Raw genomic sequence first — 14,140 nt, 5'->3', positions numbered from 1 at the left:
TCAGGACGGCACAGCCGGGCCGCCGGCCCCGGGCGCGCCGGCGCGCAGCCCGTCCATGACGAGGTCGAGGAGCCGGGCGGCACGCGGTCGCCAGTCGTCGGTGGGCGCCATCTGCCACAGGCCTCCGATGGCGAGGACCAGGTCGTCGGGGGTCATGCCCGGCCGGATGGAGCCCACCCGGTCGTTGGCACGCAGCAGGAGTTCGGCCGCGTCGGAGACGGGGGTGTGAGCGGGCTTCGTGAGGCCGCCCTTGCTGGTGGCGAGGCGGATCGCGTCGGCGAGACCGGCCTTGGTCATGCCGAACTCGGCCAGCCGGTCCATCCAGGCGCGCAGGGCCCGGTCCGGCGGCAGCTGTTCGAGCAGCTGGGCCGCGCTGTCGGCCACCTGGCGCATCTCGTGGCGGTAGATCTCCAGGACGAGGGCTTCGCGGTTGGGGAAGTTGCGGTAGAAGGTGCCCTGGCCCACGCCCGCCTTCCTGGCGATCGCGCTGAGCGGCGCGTCGGGGCACAGCGTCAGCTCGGCCAGGGCGACCTCGAGGATGCGCTCACGGTTGCGTTGTGCGTCCGAGCGCAGGGGCGCGTCCTTGTCGTGCTGCACTCGACTCTCCTCGGGGTGCGCGGAAACCCCACCCTTGCTAAGCGGACAACTGTCCGTTACTTTTGCCGATAGCGGACGGCTGTCCGGTTGGGAACACGATAGCTCCGGCCGGATCCGCGCGGGAGTCCGCGTGCACCTCGGCGCCTCCCCCGCGCGTCCACCGCGCACCACCCAACGACGTACTCGGCAGTCGCCAGGCACCGGCGGTCGCCGCCCGGCTTTCCGGAAGCGCGAAAGAAGCTCTCATGGCCTTACCGACGTCCAGCGTCATCACCTTGCACATCAACGGCGAGCGGCGCACGCTCCCCGTCGACCACCGCACCACCCTGCTCGACGCACTCCGCGAGCGACTCGACCTCACCGGCACCAAGAAGGGCTGCGACCAGGGACAGTGCGGAGCCTGCACCGTCCTGGTCGACGGCCGCAGGACCGTGGCCTGTCTCCAGCTCGCGGTCGCGGCCGAAGAGCGGGAGATCACCACCATCGAGGGCGTGGCGGACGGCGAACAACTGCACCCGGTGCAGCAGGCGTTCCTCGACCTCGACGGCTACCAGTGCGGCTACTGCACGCCCGGACAGATCTGTTCGGCCATCGGCGTGCTCGCGGAGCACGCCGCCGGCTGGCCGAGCGCCGCCACGGCCGACATACGGCCCTCGGCGGGACCGCCTCCGCTGACAGCGGACGAGATCCGTGAACGCATGAGCGGCAACCTGTGCCGTTGCGCCGCCTACACCTCGATCGTCGAGGCCGTCGCCAGTGCCGCGGAATCCGGGCCCGCGACGCGCACGGACACCCGACCGGAAGCCAAGGAGCCTGCGGCATGAGGGAGTTCGGCTACCGGAAGGCTCCCGACGTCGCAGGCGCCGTCGCCCTGCTGGACTCCGACCCGGACGCGCGCTACCTCGCCGGCGGCACCAATCTGGTCGACCTGATGAAGACCGGCGTCGAACGACCGGGACGGCTGGTCGACGTACGCGGCCTGCCGCTGGACCGGGTGGAGCCGACTCCGGACGGCGGAGTGCGGATCGGCGCGACCGTCACCAACAGCGACCTCGCCGCCCATTCCCTGGTCCGCACGCGCTACCCCGCTCTGGCGCAGGCGGTCCTCGCCGGTGCCTCCGGCCAGCTGCGCAACATGGCCACCGTCGGCGGCAACCTGCTCCAGCGCACCCGCTGCGCCTACTTCGCCGACACCACCGCGCCCTGCAACAAGCGGGTACCCGGCAGCGGCTGTGCCGCCGTCAACGGCGAGAACCGCAACCACGCCGTCCTCGGCGCTTCCTCGCACTGCGTGGCCGTGCACCCGTCGGACATGGCCGTCGCACTGGCGGCCCTCGACGGCGTGATCCACTACGAGACCACTGAGGGACCGGGCGAACTGCCCCTCGGCTGGTTCTATCTCCCGGTCTCCGACACCCCGCACCGCGAGACGGCCCTGCCGGCGGGCGCACTGATCACCGGCGTCACCCTGCCGCCGGCTCCGGTCGCCGTCCGTTCCCGCTACCGGAAGGTGCGAGAGCGCGCCTCCTACGCGTTCGCCGTCGGCTCGGTCGCCGCCGCGCTCGACGTCCGCGGCGGCGTCGTCCGGGAGGTGCGCCTCGCGTTCGGCGCGGTGGCCTCCCGGCCCTGGCGGGCCCGCGCGGCCGAGCGGACCCTCGTAGGCGCGCCCGCCGACACGGCGTCGTTCGCGGCCGCCGCGGACGCCGAGCTGGCGGCGGCCAGGCCGCTGTCGCACAACGGATTCAAGGTGACCCTGATGCGCAACCTGACCGTGGCCGTGCTGAGCGAGCTCGCCGAGGAGGCCGCGCGATGACGGCCGAGGCGCCCCTCGCCCCCGCCCGCGCCGTCGGCACCGGCCACGTCCGCGTGGAGGGGCGGGACAAGGTCACCGGTGCGGCCCGGTACGCGGGCGAGGTGCCCTTCGCCGACCTCGCCCACGGCTGGCTGGTGCTGTCCACCGTGGCACGCGGCCGGATCCGCGACATCGGGGCGGAGGCCGTCCTCGCGATGCCCGGCGTCCTGTGCGTGCTGGACCATCGCAACGCGCCGCCGCTGAAGACGGACTACGTGGGAATGCTGGGCACCGGCCCGGACCCGACGTGCGCGGTCTTCCAGAACGACCGGGTGCCCCATCTGGGCTGGCCGGTGGCGCTGGTGGTCGCCGAGACGTCGGAACAGGCGCGCGAGGCCGCCGAGTCCCTCGTGGTCCACTACGAACAGGCCCCGCACGACGTCGGCTTCACCGGCGACCATCCCGACGCCCACCCGTCGGACGGCCATATGCCCGCCGTGACGGACAAGGGCGATCTGGCGGCCGAACTCGCCGCGTCCGCCTACGTGGTGGACGCCACGTACACCACTCCGGAAGAACACCACCACCCCATGGAGCCCCATGCGGCCACAGCCCGCTGGGAGGGCGACCGGCTGGAGGTGGTGGACTCCAACCAGGGCACCACCTGGGTCGTCGCGGAACTCGCGAACCTCTTCGGGCTCGATCCCGCGTCGGTGCGGGTGCGTTCGGAGCACGTCGGCGGCGGCTTCGGCAGCAAGGGCGTGCGCGCCCACCAGGTGGCCGCCGTGATGGCGTCCAGGATGACCGGGCGCCCGGTGCGCGTGGTCATGACGCGCCGTCAGATGTTCACGCTGGCCGGCCACCGCAGCCCCACCATCCAGCGGGTCAGGCTCGGAGCGGACGCCGACGGGCGGCTGCGCGCACTGGACCACCTCTCGCTCAGCCGCACCTCCACCGTGTTCGAGTTCGTCGAGCCGAGTGCCGGCGTGGCCCGGGTGATGTACGACGCCGACGCGCACCGCACGGAGAACCAGGTCGTGCCTCTCGACGTCCCGACCCCCACCTGGATGCGCGCTCCGGGCGAGGCGCCGGGCTCCTTCGCGCTGGAGGCCGCGCTCGACGAACTCGCCCACGCGTGCGGCGTCGACCCGGTCGAGCTGCGGCTGCGCAACGACCCGGACCGGGGCCCGGTCTCCGGTCTCCCCTTCGCCGGACGCAATCTGCGCGCCTGCTTCGAGGAGGGCGCCCGTCGCTTCGGCTGGGACCGGCGCGACCCGCGGCCCGGGGTGCGGCGCGAGGGGCGCTGGCTCCTCGGCACCGGCACCGCGGCGGCTTCCTTCGGCGCCGGCGCCGCGCCGTCCACAGCCTCGATCACCGCCGAGGCGGACGGCCGCTTCACCGTGCGGATCTCGGCGGCGGACATCGGCACCGGCGCCCGGACGGCTCTCACGCTGGTGGCCGCAGACGCCCTGGACGTCCCGGTGGAACGCGTACAAGTACGCCTGGGCGACAGCGCGTTCGGGCCCGCGATGATCGCGGGCGGATCCATGGGGACGCGGTCCTGGGCATGGGCGGTCATGGCCGCTGCGGGCGAACTGCGCGACCGGCTCGTGCCGGGTGCCGCGATCCCGGCCGAGGGCGTCACCGCGCGCTCCGACACCACCGAGGCGATCGCCGCGCTCGCACAGAAGGAACGGCACTCCTTCGGCGCGCAGTTCGCGGAGGTCGCCGTCGACACCGGCACCGGCGAGGTCCGGGTACGGCGCATGCTCGGCGTGTTCGCGGCGGGGCGCATCGTCAACCCCCTCACGGCTCGCGGCCAGTTCACGGGCGGGATGATCTGGGGCATCTCCATGGCCCTGCACGAGGAAGCCGCGCGCGACGCGGTCTCCGGTGGGCCCGTCGGCGCGGACCTCGCGGGCTACCACGTGGCCACGCACGCCGACGTACCGCGCGTCGAGGCGCACTGGGTGGCGGACGACGACCCCGAGGACCCGGTCGGCATCAAGGGAATCGGCGAGATCGGCGTCGTCGGCGCGGCCGCCGCCGTCGCCAACGCCGTGTGGCACGCGACCGGCGTACGCCACCGCAGCCTGCCCATCCGCCCCGACCGTGTTCTGACGGGCGGCCAGGATGCTTGACCTCGCGCCCCAGCTGGGCGACTGGCTGGCCGAGGGCCGTGCGGCCGCCGTCGCGACCGTCGTGTCGGTCGGCGGCAGCGCGCCCCGCGGTCCCGGCGCCGCCCTCGCCGTCGACGGGCAGGGAACCGTCATCGGGTCGGTGTCCGGCGGCTGTGTGGAGGCTTCCGTGTACGACCTGTGCGCGCGGGCGCTGGAGAGCGGGGACAGCGTCCTCGAACGGTTCGGCTACGACGACGAGGACGCCTTCGCCGTGGGACTCACGTGCGGAGGGGTCCTCGACGTCCTGGTCACCCCGCTCACCCCGGACGGTCCGGTCGGCGCGCTGCTGCGTTCCGCTCTGGAGCGAGTGGCACGAGGCGAGCCGACGGCGCTGGTCAGGGTCGTCCGCGGTCCCGCGGCCCTTCTCGGCGGCGCGCTGCTCGTGCACGCCGACGGCTCCCGGGAGGGCGCGCTCGGCGGGCACGAGGACCTCGACCGAGCCGCCACCGCACAGGGCCTGGCCGCGCTGGACACGGGTCGCACCGACACGGTCGAGCTGTCGCCGGACGGTTCGCACTGCCCCGGCGGCCTCGCCCTGCTCGTCGAACCGAGCGTGCCGCCGCCCCGGATGATCGTGTTCGGCGCCGTCGACTTCGCGGCGGCCCTGGTACGCGCCGGCAAGTTCCTGGGGTATCACGTCACCGTGTGCGACGCCCGTCCCGTCTTCACCACCCCGGAGCGTTTCCCCGAGGCCGACGAGGTCGTCGTGGACTGGCCGCACCGCTATCTGCGGGGCACCCGGACGGACACGCGCACGGTGGTGTGCGTGCTCACCCACGACGCCAAGTTCGACGTCCCGCTGCTGGAGGTCGCGCTGCGGTTGCCGGTGTCGTTCGTCGGCGCGATGGGTTCCCACCGCACCCATGCCGATCGGGACCGGCGGCTGCGCGACATCGGTCTGCAGGACCATGAGCTGGCGCGGCTGAGGTCGCCCATCGGCCTGGACCTCGGGGGGCGCACGCCGGAGGAGACCGCTCTGTCGATCGCGGCGGAGATCGTCGCCGCCCGCCGGGGCGGTACGGGTCTGCCGTTGACCGGGTCGGACAGGCCGATCCACCATCGCCGGTCAGCCTGAGCCGTCGACGGCCCGGCGCGCTCGGGCAGCCAGCACGCTCGGCGCACTCGGGCGCTCGGCGCGCTGGAGGAAGCGGCCGCCGGGCGCGCGGGACGCCCGGCGGTGGGAAGCATCCGCGAGGGCTGCGTCGAACGCGCCGTCGTCCATCCGACGCAGCCGGGGCTCCCCTGCCCCGGCTGCGTCGAACGGCCTTCGGCCGGCGCGTACTTCACCCTCTCGCCGACGTCCGACGTCGCCGCCGAGGCGGCGGCGCGGCTCGACGCCCGTCCGGCGTGGCGGGCCTCAGGCCCAGGGCGAGGTCACCACCCAACTGGTGTCGTCGGACCAGGCGCCGGTGCTGTCCCACGCGTGGGACCCGCCGTGGCTCGCGATGTAGACGTCGTGGTTGTAGTGGCGCACGAAGTCACTCGGGTAGTTGGCGGACCGGAGCGAGACGCCTTGGCCGTTGTGACTCGCCTGCGGACAGAACGTGGCGTCCAGTCGGGACAGTGCGCTGCTGTCGATGGTCGCCACGCGCAGTCGGAAGTCGTAGTGACGCAGGTACTGCCCCGGCTTGTCGGCGGATTCGAAGGAGACGCAGGAGGCGTCACCGAGGCCCTGACGCACGGTCCAGGTGGCGGCGGCCTTGTCGGCCGAGGCGCTGGAGGCGGAGACCGCCGCGATGACGGCGTCGCTGTCGGCGCTGTTGTGCCGGATGAAGTTGTCGGTGCAGCAGGAGGTGGTGGCCCGCAGTGACACGCGGGAACCCGCGGCGGGGGCGCCTGCCGGAGGGGACGCCACGTACCCGGCGGCGCTGATGTTGGCCTGTACGGCGTTCTCGGTCGCCTCTGACGGATAGCCCGACGTCATGACGCCCTCGTAGAAGGTGCCGGCGGAACTGTTGCTGTTGTCGCCGCCGATACCGAGGATGATCGCGCCTTCCTTCTTCATCGGGTTGTAGCCCGAGGCGTTGGGCCGAGGACCGTCGTAGTACGTGGACAGGCCCCCGGACTGGGCGTTGCCGGCCCGGATCGCCCAGCGGTTCGGGCCGCCCTTGACGATCGCGGTGAGGAACCGGTGGCTGACGCTGGGGTCGTTGGCGTTGTAGCCGGGGTTCACTCCGGAGAAAAGCCCGTTCTCCAGGTCGGCCATGACCCAGGGACCGTTGCCCGTTCCATAGCCCCACGCCTTGATGTCGCCGAAATAGACGGCCTCCATCGTGCCGTTGCCGTTGTCCCGGCTGTTGGTCTCGGCGTTGCCGTAGTCGAAACAGCAACCGCCGTTACGGTGGGTTCCGTCGAGGATCGCGTACATGCCTTCCGGCTGGTCACCGGTGGCGATGCCGTTGGTGTGGTTGTTGCGGTAACCGGTACCGGGCGCGATGAAGACGCCGTACGCCTTGTGGCCGCCCACGATGACCGGTGCCGCGGACGCCTCCGCGAGGTTGTCGTAACCTCCCGCCGCAGGGCCCTGGAACCCTCCGGGCGGCGCCTGGGTGAGATGGTTGCCGCGGCCGGACTGGTCGTAGACGACGGTGATGAGACAGCTCGTCCCCGCGCAGAAGGAGTCCTGCGCGGCGGCATCGGCGTACCCGCCCGAACTGAGCACGCCGACGTCCCGGGTGGAGCCGTCCGAGGCGCGCCTGACCTGGTAGAGGCGGCCGTTGTAGGTGGAGTAGAGGGCGCGTGTCGTGCTGTGCGCGGCCACGCAGGGCGTGCCGGCGGCGGCGTACAGGTCGCAGGGCAGCGAGCCGGCGGCCGCGGCGCTGGTGCCCGCGGAGGCGGGGCCGCCGAGCAGGAATGTGGCCATGGCCAGCACGATCGCGAACAGCGCGAGCGGCCTGGCCCGCCTGGAGCGGACCGGTGTCACGGGCATGGGCGGTCTCCTGGGGATGAGGGGGTTCGTCGGCCTCCCACGGCTGGGAGACATTGCGCGATAGGCATGGACATGCCATTTCCTATGGCAGATGACGTCCGGAGCCGGACGCGGTGGGAGCGGACAGGAGGAGAGGTGCGTTCGTCATGTCGAACACTGATCAGAATGACGGACAGCTGTCGATAATAGGAGGGCCTGAAAGCATGTCAACAGATCGCGCATGTCCGATACTTCGACCATCGGCGCCCGTGTCTGCCGCCGAAGCGTCCCGCCTCCTGTCACGGCCCCCGACCACGGCGGCAACCGCGGCGGAGGCGGTTCCACGCCGGACTCGGCCTCTCCCGACAGGACCACACGGCCGTACCGTGTGTGCAGCAAATGGGCCAAGGTCCACCAGGTGGCGGCGGTGACGGCGACCGCGGTCAGCCACGCCGCGTACAGCGGTCTGCGGTCTGCGGTCTGCGGTCTGCGGTCTGCGGTCTGCGGTCTGCGGTCTGCGGGGCACCGTGCCGGGCCGACGACGTCGCCGCGAGTTGACGTGACGCGGCCGGTCACGGGCGCATCCGGTCAGCGAATTGCAGCCGCTTCCTCAGCGGACACGGCGGATACGGATCGCGCCCCGGGCCGTCGTCGGCTCGACGGGACGGCCGGCTTGAGTGATCTCCACCTCGCCTGCCGCGACCAGACGGCGAGCCGCGCGGCGAGCGGGCTCCATGAGTTCGCGCCAGCCGTCGCCCTCCCCCTCGTACACCGCCCGCGCGGCGTCCGAGGGACAGATCGTCTTGGCGAGGCCGCGACGTTCGAGCAACTCCAAGATCGCCTGCTCCAAGCGCCGGCCCGTCTGCCGTTCGCTTTCGCCCACCACGCCAGTATCACCCGGCCGACGCGACGAGGCCACGCTCAGCGCCCGCACCGCGCCTGCACGCAGAAGGACGACGCCCGCCGGATCGACATCTTCCTTGCGCAGCGATCCCAAGGCCCCCGTGCCGGCCTCCCCCTGCGCCCTACAGGTCCGCTTGTTCCTCGGATGACGCCTGCGCCTCGGCGATCTGCTCGTCCGCCCACTCACTCCACTCCGCCTGCATGCGCGTGAAGCGCTTGCCCCACTCGAGGGTGAGCCGCCCGTAGACGGAGAGCGCGTCGTCGCCCCAGGCCATCGCCTCGTCCATCGCGGTGAACTGGGCGTTGCGGCTGCGGGCGATCTCGGCGCGGCGGCGCATGAACTCCCGGGCCTCACCCGGCTCCACCGCGCCGAGGAGGAAGACCCTCAGGAGGATGTCGTTTCGGCGGTAGCCGTCCGGGGCGACCTCAAGCAGCCAGTGCCGCAGCTCCTCGCGGCCGTCGGCGGTGACCTCGTATGTCTTCCTGCCTCGCGGCCCCTCCTCCGCGACTCTGATCAGGCCCGCGTCGGCGAGCCGGGTCAGCTCCGAGTAGACCTGGCTCTGAGTCGCGGGCCAGACGTTCGACAGGGTCGACTTGAAGGCGCCGAGGAGGTCGTAACCGCTGCCCGGCCCGTTGGACAGCAGCCCCAGCAATGCGTGGCGAAGGCTCATGATTCCCACTGTAGACCCGACGTTCCAGTCTTGACATGTCACGGCAAGACCTTCTAGTTTCGACATGTCAATAGTGGAACATCGCCCGTTCGGGCAGAGCGAGACCACTCGCACAGGGGGACACGACCATGCAGTACCTGCGCAGCTTCCTTCCGTGGATAGTCGTCAGCATCCTGGTCGGAAGCTTCGACGCCCGACTCGCGCTAGGCGCGGGCCTCGTCGTCGCGTTGGCCCTGATCGGCTACCAGCGCGCCGGCGGCCGTCCGTGGGACGCGCAGGTCGTGGAGATCAGCGCCACGCTGTTCTTCGCGGTCGCCACCGCGGTCGCCTGCGCCGCGCCCGACTCGGCGTTCGTGGAGGACTACGCGTCCGCCGGTTCCTCACTGTGGCTGGCGATGACAGCATGGGGCTCGCTGGCAGTCGGCCGGCCGTTCACTCTCGGCATCGCACGGACGTCGGTGCCCTCCGAGCACTGGAACACCCCGCTGTTCCTCAGCGTGAACAAGGCCATCACCGCGGTGTGGGCGGCCGCCTTCACCGTCACCGGCGCGGGCTCGGCCCTGCTGCACCGCTACCAGCCGGACAGCGGCGGCGCCCGCACGGCCCTGACGGTCGCCGGCATCGTCCTGCCGATCCTGTTCACGATCCGCTACCCCGACATCGCCCGCAGCCGCTTCCTCGCCGCCCGGCAGACGGCCGCCGCGCCGCAGGACCACACGAAGTAGACCCGACTTCCCCGAACTGAGCGCACAGGTTTCCGGGCGGCGGCTCGGACGCGAGGGCCGGCGGCGCGACCCGCCGCCGCTCACCTCTCCTCGGGGGTGCAGGCGGCGAGGAACGGCCAAGCCCCTGCGGATCGGCGTCACGCGGGATGAGCACCACCTCCTGATGCGTGCGGCGCTCGACCCGCATGGCTTCCGCCGGGGTCCGGTCAGGCGGTCACGAGCGTCGTGATGCTTCGCGCGGGGAGCGAGACGGCGAAGGCGCCGTTCGACACCCCGGTGACGCCCTGGGACGCGACGTTCCTGTTCGCGTCGGTCAGCCACGACGAGACGCTGGACGCGCTGGCGTTCGCCAGGCTGAACTGCTGACTCACCGCGGAGGCCCCCTTGTTGACGGCGACCACGACCGTCGAGTCACCGCTCCTGTACGCCGAGACGTAGACGTCCGACGACGGTCGGGCCGTCGCCTCGACCCGTACGGATCCGGGCCGCACGAACCTGGCGAAGTGCGCCATGCAGGCGCCGCGCTTGCTGATCCGGCCGTCCTCGCGCATGGGGCCGTAGCTTCGCCGGATGTACCACCAGATGTACGCCTGGAACTCGGCGTCCACCATGGCGCGGTGGATGTGCTCCCCCACGTCGAGCGCCTGGGGCCACAGATCCGCCGAGTCCGTGCTGTTGGGGTAGTACACCTCGGTCATCCAGAGCTCTTTGCCCGCGCCCTTCTGTTTGAACAGGGGGTAGGGGAAGTTCGCGAACGGCGTGCCGTAGAGATGAGCGCCGATGACGTCCACGTTGGCGAGCGCCGCCGGGTCGTTGAGGATCGGGTCCGACATGTTCTTCAGGTACTGGAAGGACTCCGGCGCGATGACCCTGGTGCTGATCGACCCGGCGTTCTCCCGCAGGAACCGGACCATCTCGGCGGGGGTCCACCACGTCCAGTCCTGTGCGTAATCGGGCTCGTTCTGCACCGATATGCCGTACAGATTGACTCCGTTGTTCCGCAGGAACGCAGTGAAGTCGTTGAGATGCTGGGCGTAGGCGCCGTACATGTCGTGCCTGAGACGTCGCGCATTGGTCTGGCTGCCGCGGACGAAGGTCTCGACCATGGAGGAGGGCGGGTTCCACGGCGACGCGATGACCGTCGCGCCGAGCTCGATCGCGCGCCTCGCCGTCGCCATGTCCCGGCTCCAGGCGGACCGGTCCTCGGGGACGGGGATCCTCAGCAGAGAGAGTCCCAGTCGACCGTCGCCGGCGCCGAACGCCGTGTCCCGCTGGGCAGTCGTGAGGTCGCCGATCCAGGCGGAGTGACTCATGCCTCCGAATCCCCGGATCGTCTGCCGCCGCGCCGACGCGTCGACGACCACCGCGGTGGCAGCCGTCGCGGCCCCGGCTCTCGACGCCCCGGCGACGGACGTCGCGGCCGTGAGGATCGGCAGGGCCCCCATCGTGGCCAGGACGCTCCTGCGGCTCGGCGATCGCCGCTCCCCGCTCACGGGCTCATTCCGACTCTGCGTCATGTCCCCTCCTCCTCTTGGCTGCTGATCCCGGTACGGACATTGCCGACTTCATGGGAGCGCTCCCATTTACAGCGGTGACTACACGTGTTCCGGTTTCCTGCGAGAGGTGCTGCCGATGTCGCGCACGGCCTGGCTCGGCGGCCCGGCGGCTCGACAGGACGCCTCGGCCGTTCGACATCATGAACAGTGTCCAAGACTGCGGATATCACGAAAGCTAACGACCACCCTCAACACCGTCAAGCCTCTCGACGGGGCGCGGGCGTGGTCGCTGTCGCCACCGGACTCGACCAGGCCGGCTCGCCCTTCGACAGATCGGCTCGCCCTTCGGCCAGATCGGCTCATCCTTCGCGCACGGACTTCTTCGGAGGTGCCGTACGCGCCTGTTCAGGCGCCTCGAAGGGCCCTCTCCAGGCGACCGCCCCAGCGGAGGGCGGCGGCCGCGCACTCCCGCGTCCGGGGTTGCAGGCGGCGTCGCGGTCCGACGACCTGGACGGCGGCCACGACCTCGTCGGTGAAGTCGCGGACCGGCACGGCGACGGAGTACAGGCCGGGTTCGGCCTCCTCGTCGACGATCGAGTAGCCGCGCCGACGGGTCTCCTCCAGGCGACGCAGGAAATCGTCCACGCCGGTCGGCGCGTTGGGGCCGTGGCGCAGGAACTCCGTGCGGGCGAAGACGTCAGCCACCTCGTCGTCGTCGGCGTCGCTGAGCAGGGCCTGGCCGCAGTCGCTGCAGTAGGCCGGGTAGGGGCGGCCGATCCACGAGCCGAGCTGCCGACTGCCCCGGGGCACGCGTTCGGCGATGGTCACGGTGGTGTCGCCGACCAGGACTCCGAGGTAGCAGCTCTCGCCGGTCTCGGCCGCCATGCCCTCCAGGGCGGTGAGCCCGTCCGTGCGCAGCCGGTGCGCGGTCAGGTCGCGTGCCGCCGTGTAGAGCCGCCAGTGCGGGGCGACGCCGCCGGAGACGTCGTCGCGGGCGACGAATTCCTCCGCCGCCATGGCGGTGAGCACGCGGGACAGCTGGCTGCGGTCGCGTCCGAGCCTGCGGGCCAGCTCCGAGACGGACGCGGCGGTGGCTCCCGGTCCGCCCTCGGCTGGACGATGGGCGAGCGCCGACAGGGCGTCCAGGCCCTTCGCCACGCTTGAGTCCACCTGTTCCTCCGCCCGTTCCTCCGCCGTGCCGGTGCGCGGGTCCGCCAGGGCGAGGTCCCGGTGACGTTCGTTCCGCGCCGACGGCCCGCATCGTACCTCCGCGGTTTCACCCCGCCTGCGCCTCCACTCTTCACCAGTGTGCATCATTTGCATCTTGCCGTGCATTTAATGCACGCATAGCATCCTTGCATCGTCCACCAGCGCCGACTTCCGGCCACCGACCAGACCACCGACCACCGAGGATTGACTGCGTATGGCCACGACCACGATCACGCCGAGAGCCGCCGGAGAGGACCGCGCATCCGTCCGTACGACCGTCCGACGCCGGACGGTCCGGGCGATCAAGGTGTACTGGCCGGTCGCGGAAGCGACCCTGGCCGCCTGCGCGAAGGGCGACCTCGACGCGCTGCGCGCCGACGAGTCCTTCGCCTCGCTCCTGCACGTCCTGGAGGCCTCACCCGAGCTGGGGGACTTCGGCGTCTACGACGACGTGTTCGAGGTGGCCCTCGGGGCGGAGGGATTCACCATACGGCCCGGCGCCCGACCCTCACTGGGCTCGGTCGGCGGGCGGGTCCTCTCCTCGACGCTCGCCGTCACCACGTACGTCGACGCCGCGGCGGACGACGACGCGCTCGCGCAGGTCCTGGCCCGCATCGCCGACGCCCACCCCTGGGAGATTCCGGTGATCGAGCTCTCCGCCCCGCTGGACCTCGTCTCCCGGGCCTGACCCCCGCCCCTCCTCGGAAGCGCCCTCGCCCCGCGGCCATGCGGCACCGATCCGACACCCAGCCCCAGAGCGACACATCCCCGCCGCCCACGTCCCGGAGCACGACGCGGAGAGGCATGCGGAGAACCACGCAAAGTACGACGCCGAGAAAGAGGGACGAGCAGGCATGACTTCGAACACGGACTTCACGGCCCCGGACACCGTCACCGCCGAACCGCCGCTGTGGGCCCTGCACCGGGAACTGATCGGGCAGACGGTCCGCACCGACCTCACGCACGCGTTCCACCCCGGTCAGCCGCACTTCCCCGCCTTCCCCGACGAACAGCGCGAGATGCCCTTCGACATGTCCCGCGGCGACGGCTTCAACGTGCACCGCTACACGATCGTCGGACAGTGGGGCACGCACGTCGACCCGCCCGTCCACTTCGTCGCGGGCGCCCGCGCTCTGGACGAGATCCCCGTGGACGAGATGATCCTTCCGCTCGTCGTCCTCGACATCACCGAGCGCGTCGCCGGGGACCCGGACGCGGTGCCGACCCTGGACGACGTGGCGGCCTGGGAGGCGCGCCACGGGCGGATCCCGCGCGGGGCGTTCGTCGCGCTGCGCACGGGCTGGAGCCGGCGCTGGCCGGACCCGGCCGCCATGGCCAACAAGGACGAAGCGGGTGTCAGTCACTGTCCGGGCTGGTCCGCCGAGGTCCTGCGCCACCTCTTCGAGGAGGCCGGCGTCACCGCGATCGGGCACGAGCAGACCGACACCGATCCCGGACTGGCCACCTCGGCGGGCGACTTCGGCCTGGAGGACTACGTCCTGCGGCGGGACCGCTGGCAGATCGAACTGCTGGCCAACCTCGACAGGGTCCCGGAGGCGGGCGCGCTGATCGTGGCCACCTGGCCCAAGCCGCAGGGCGGTTCGGGCTTCCCCGCCCGTGTCTTCGCGCTGCACCACGCGGACTGAAAGACGTCGCGAA

General features: G+C 71.7%; 13 protein-coding genes. 7 read left to right on the top strand and 6 right to left on the bottom strand.

Features of this window, described 5'->3' with window-relative positions:
* On the bottom strand, positions 1-597 hold the full coding sequence (locus Sri02f_RS17750) for a TetR/AcrR family transcriptional regulator (RefSeq protein ID WP_109002283.1): 597 nt from the start codon (positions 595-597) through the stop codon (positions 1-3).
* A 245-nt stretch (positions 598-842) separates the two neighbouring features.
* Between Sri02f_RS17750 and Sri02f_RS17745 the strand changes: the two genes are divergently transcribed.
* Genes Sri02f_RS17745 through Sri02f_RS17730 form a run of 4 tightly spaced genes read left to right on the top strand, consistent with a single transcriptional unit; the run spans position 843 to position 5,644 of the window.
* Complete coding sequence (locus tag Sri02f_RS17745; RefSeq protein ID WP_109002282.1) at positions 843-1,421, top strand: (2Fe-2S)-binding protein; 579 nt, start codon at positions 843-845, stop codon at positions 1,419-1,421.
* On the top strand, positions 1,418-2,410 hold the full coding sequence (locus Sri02f_RS17740) for an FAD binding domain-containing protein (RefSeq protein ID WP_109002281.1): 993 nt from the start codon (positions 1,418-1,420) through the stop codon (positions 2,408-2,410). The genes Sri02f_RS17745 and Sri02f_RS17740 overlap by 4 nt, the downstream gene beginning before the upstream one ends.
* On the top strand, positions 2,407-4,530 hold the full coding sequence (locus Sri02f_RS17735) for a xanthine dehydrogenase family protein molybdopterin-binding subunit (RefSeq protein ID WP_109002280.1): 2,124 nt from the start codon (positions 2,407-2,409) through the stop codon (positions 4,528-4,530). The genes Sri02f_RS17740 and Sri02f_RS17735 overlap by 4 nt, the downstream gene beginning before the upstream one ends.
* On the top strand, positions 4,523-5,644 hold the full coding sequence (locus Sri02f_RS17730; RefSeq protein WP_109002279.1) for an XdhC family protein: 1,122 nt from the start codon (positions 4,523-4,525) through the stop codon (positions 5,642-5,644). The genes Sri02f_RS17735 and Sri02f_RS17730 overlap by 8 nt, the downstream gene beginning before the upstream one ends.
* Before the next feature lie 282 nt (positions 5,645-5,926).
* On the opposite strand, the gene Sri02f_RS17725 is transcribed toward Sri02f_RS17730, so the two are convergent.
* The 3 genes from Sri02f_RS17725 to Sri02f_RS17710 form a co-directional block, all read right to left on the bottom strand.
* Positions 5,927-7,498, bottom strand: coding sequence for an alpha-L-arabinofuranosidase B (locus Sri02f_RS17725; protein ID WP_109002278.1), 1,572 nt, complete (start codon positions 7,496-7,498; stop codon positions 5,927-5,929).
* 589 nt (positions 7,499-8,087) lie between these two features.
* Positions 8,088-8,360, bottom strand: a complete 273-nt coding sequence (locus tag Sri02f_RS17715) for a DUF3253 domain-containing protein (RefSeq protein ID WP_109002426.1) — start codon at positions 8,358-8,360, stop codon at positions 8,088-8,090.
* Positions 8,361-8,502: 142 nt separating this feature from the next.
* Positions 8,503-9,051 (bottom strand): PadR family transcriptional regulator, encoded by a 549-nt coding sequence (locus Sri02f_RS17710; protein WP_109002277.1) that lies wholly within the window; start codon positions 9,049-9,051, stop codon positions 8,503-8,505.
* Between the two features lie 128 nt (positions 9,052-9,179).
* Between Sri02f_RS17710 and Sri02f_RS17705 the strand changes: the two genes are divergently transcribed.
* Positions 9,180-9,776 carry a hypothetical protein gene (locus tag Sri02f_RS17705; RefSeq protein WP_109002276.1) on the top strand — a complete coding sequence of 199 codons (597 nt, stop codon included), beginning with the start codon at positions 9,180-9,182 and terminating at the stop codon, positions 9,774-9,776.
* Positions 9,777-9,982: 206 nt separating this feature from the next.
* Here Sri02f_RS17705 and xynC read toward each other — a convergent pair whose 3' ends face one another.
* Both xynC and Sri02f_RS17695 read right to left on the bottom strand, forming a co-directional pair.
* Positions 9,983-11,293, bottom strand: coding sequence for a glucuronoarabinoxylan endo-1,4-beta-xylanase XynC (gene xynC, locus Sri02f_RS17700; RefSeq protein ID WP_109002275.1), 1,311 nt, complete (start codon positions 11,291-11,293; stop codon positions 9,983-9,985).
* Positions 11,294-11,677: 384 nt separating this feature from the next.
* The gene (locus Sri02f_RS17695) at positions 11,678-12,442 is read right to left on the bottom strand and encodes an IclR family transcriptional regulator (protein WP_245970662.1); all 765 of its coding nucleotides are present in this window, start codon (positions 12,440-12,442) and stop codon (positions 11,678-11,680) included.
* A 253-nt stretch (positions 12,443-12,695) separates the two neighbouring features.
* On the opposite strand from Sri02f_RS17695, the gene Sri02f_RS17690 reads away from it, so the two are divergent.
* A complete protein-coding gene (locus tag Sri02f_RS17690; RefSeq protein WP_245970661.1) occupies positions 12,696-13,169 on the top strand; it encodes a hypothetical protein in 474 nt (157 codons plus the stop codon).
* Between the two features lie 166 nt (positions 13,170-13,335).
* Entirely contained in the window at positions 13,336-14,127 is a 792-nt protein-coding gene (locus tag Sri02f_RS17685) for a cyclase family protein (RefSeq protein ID WP_109002274.1), read from the top strand.
* Positions 14,128-14,140 lie beyond the last annotated feature (13 nt).

Origin of the sequence: Streptomyces rishiriensis (genome assembly GCF_003112535.1) — a bacterium.
Taxonomy (GTDB): Bacteria; Actinomycetota; Actinomycetes; order Streptomycetales; family Streptomycetaceae; genus Streptomyces; species Streptomyces rishiriensis.
This window is presented reverse-complemented; position numbering and strand designations above follow the sequence as displayed.

Coding starts and splice junctions, on each gene's coding strand:
- Sri02f_RS17705 (WP_109002276.1), top strand. CDS start 9,180: ATGCAGTACCTGCGCAGCTTCCTTCCGTGGATAGTCGTCAGCATCCTG.
- Sri02f_RS17685 (WP_109002274.1), top strand. CDS start 13,336: ATGACTTCGAACACGGACTTCACGGCCCCGGACACCGTCACCGCCGAA.
- Sri02f_RS17735 (WP_109002280.1), top strand. CDS start 2,407: ATGACGGCCGAGGCGCCCCTCGCCCCCGCCCGCGCCGTCGGCACCGGC.
- xynC (WP_109002275.1), bottom strand. CDS start 11,293: ATGACGCAGAGTCGGAATGAGCCCGTGAGCGGGGAGCGGCGATCGCCG.
- Sri02f_RS17710 (WP_109002277.1), bottom strand. CDS start 9,051: ATGAGCCTTCGCCACGCATTGCTGGGGCTGCTGTCCAACGGGCCGGGC.
- Sri02f_RS17730 (WP_109002279.1), top strand. CDS start 4,523: ATGCTTGACCTCGCGCCCCAGCTGGGCGACTGGCTGGCCGAGGGCCGT.
- Sri02f_RS17745 (WP_109002282.1), top strand. CDS start 843: ATGGCCTTACCGACGTCCAGCGTCATCACCTTGCACATCAACGGCGAG.
- Sri02f_RS17725 (WP_109002278.1), bottom strand. CDS start 7,498: ATGCCCGTGACACCGGTCCGCTCCAGGCGGGCCAGGCCGCTCGCGCTG.
- Sri02f_RS17690 (WP_245970661.1), top strand. CDS start 12,696: ATGGCCACGACCACGATCACGCCGAGAGCCGCCGGAGAGGACCGCGCA.
- Sri02f_RS17740 (WP_109002281.1), top strand. CDS start 1,418: ATGAGGGAGTTCGGCTACCGGAAGGCTCCCGACGTCGCAGGCGCCGTC.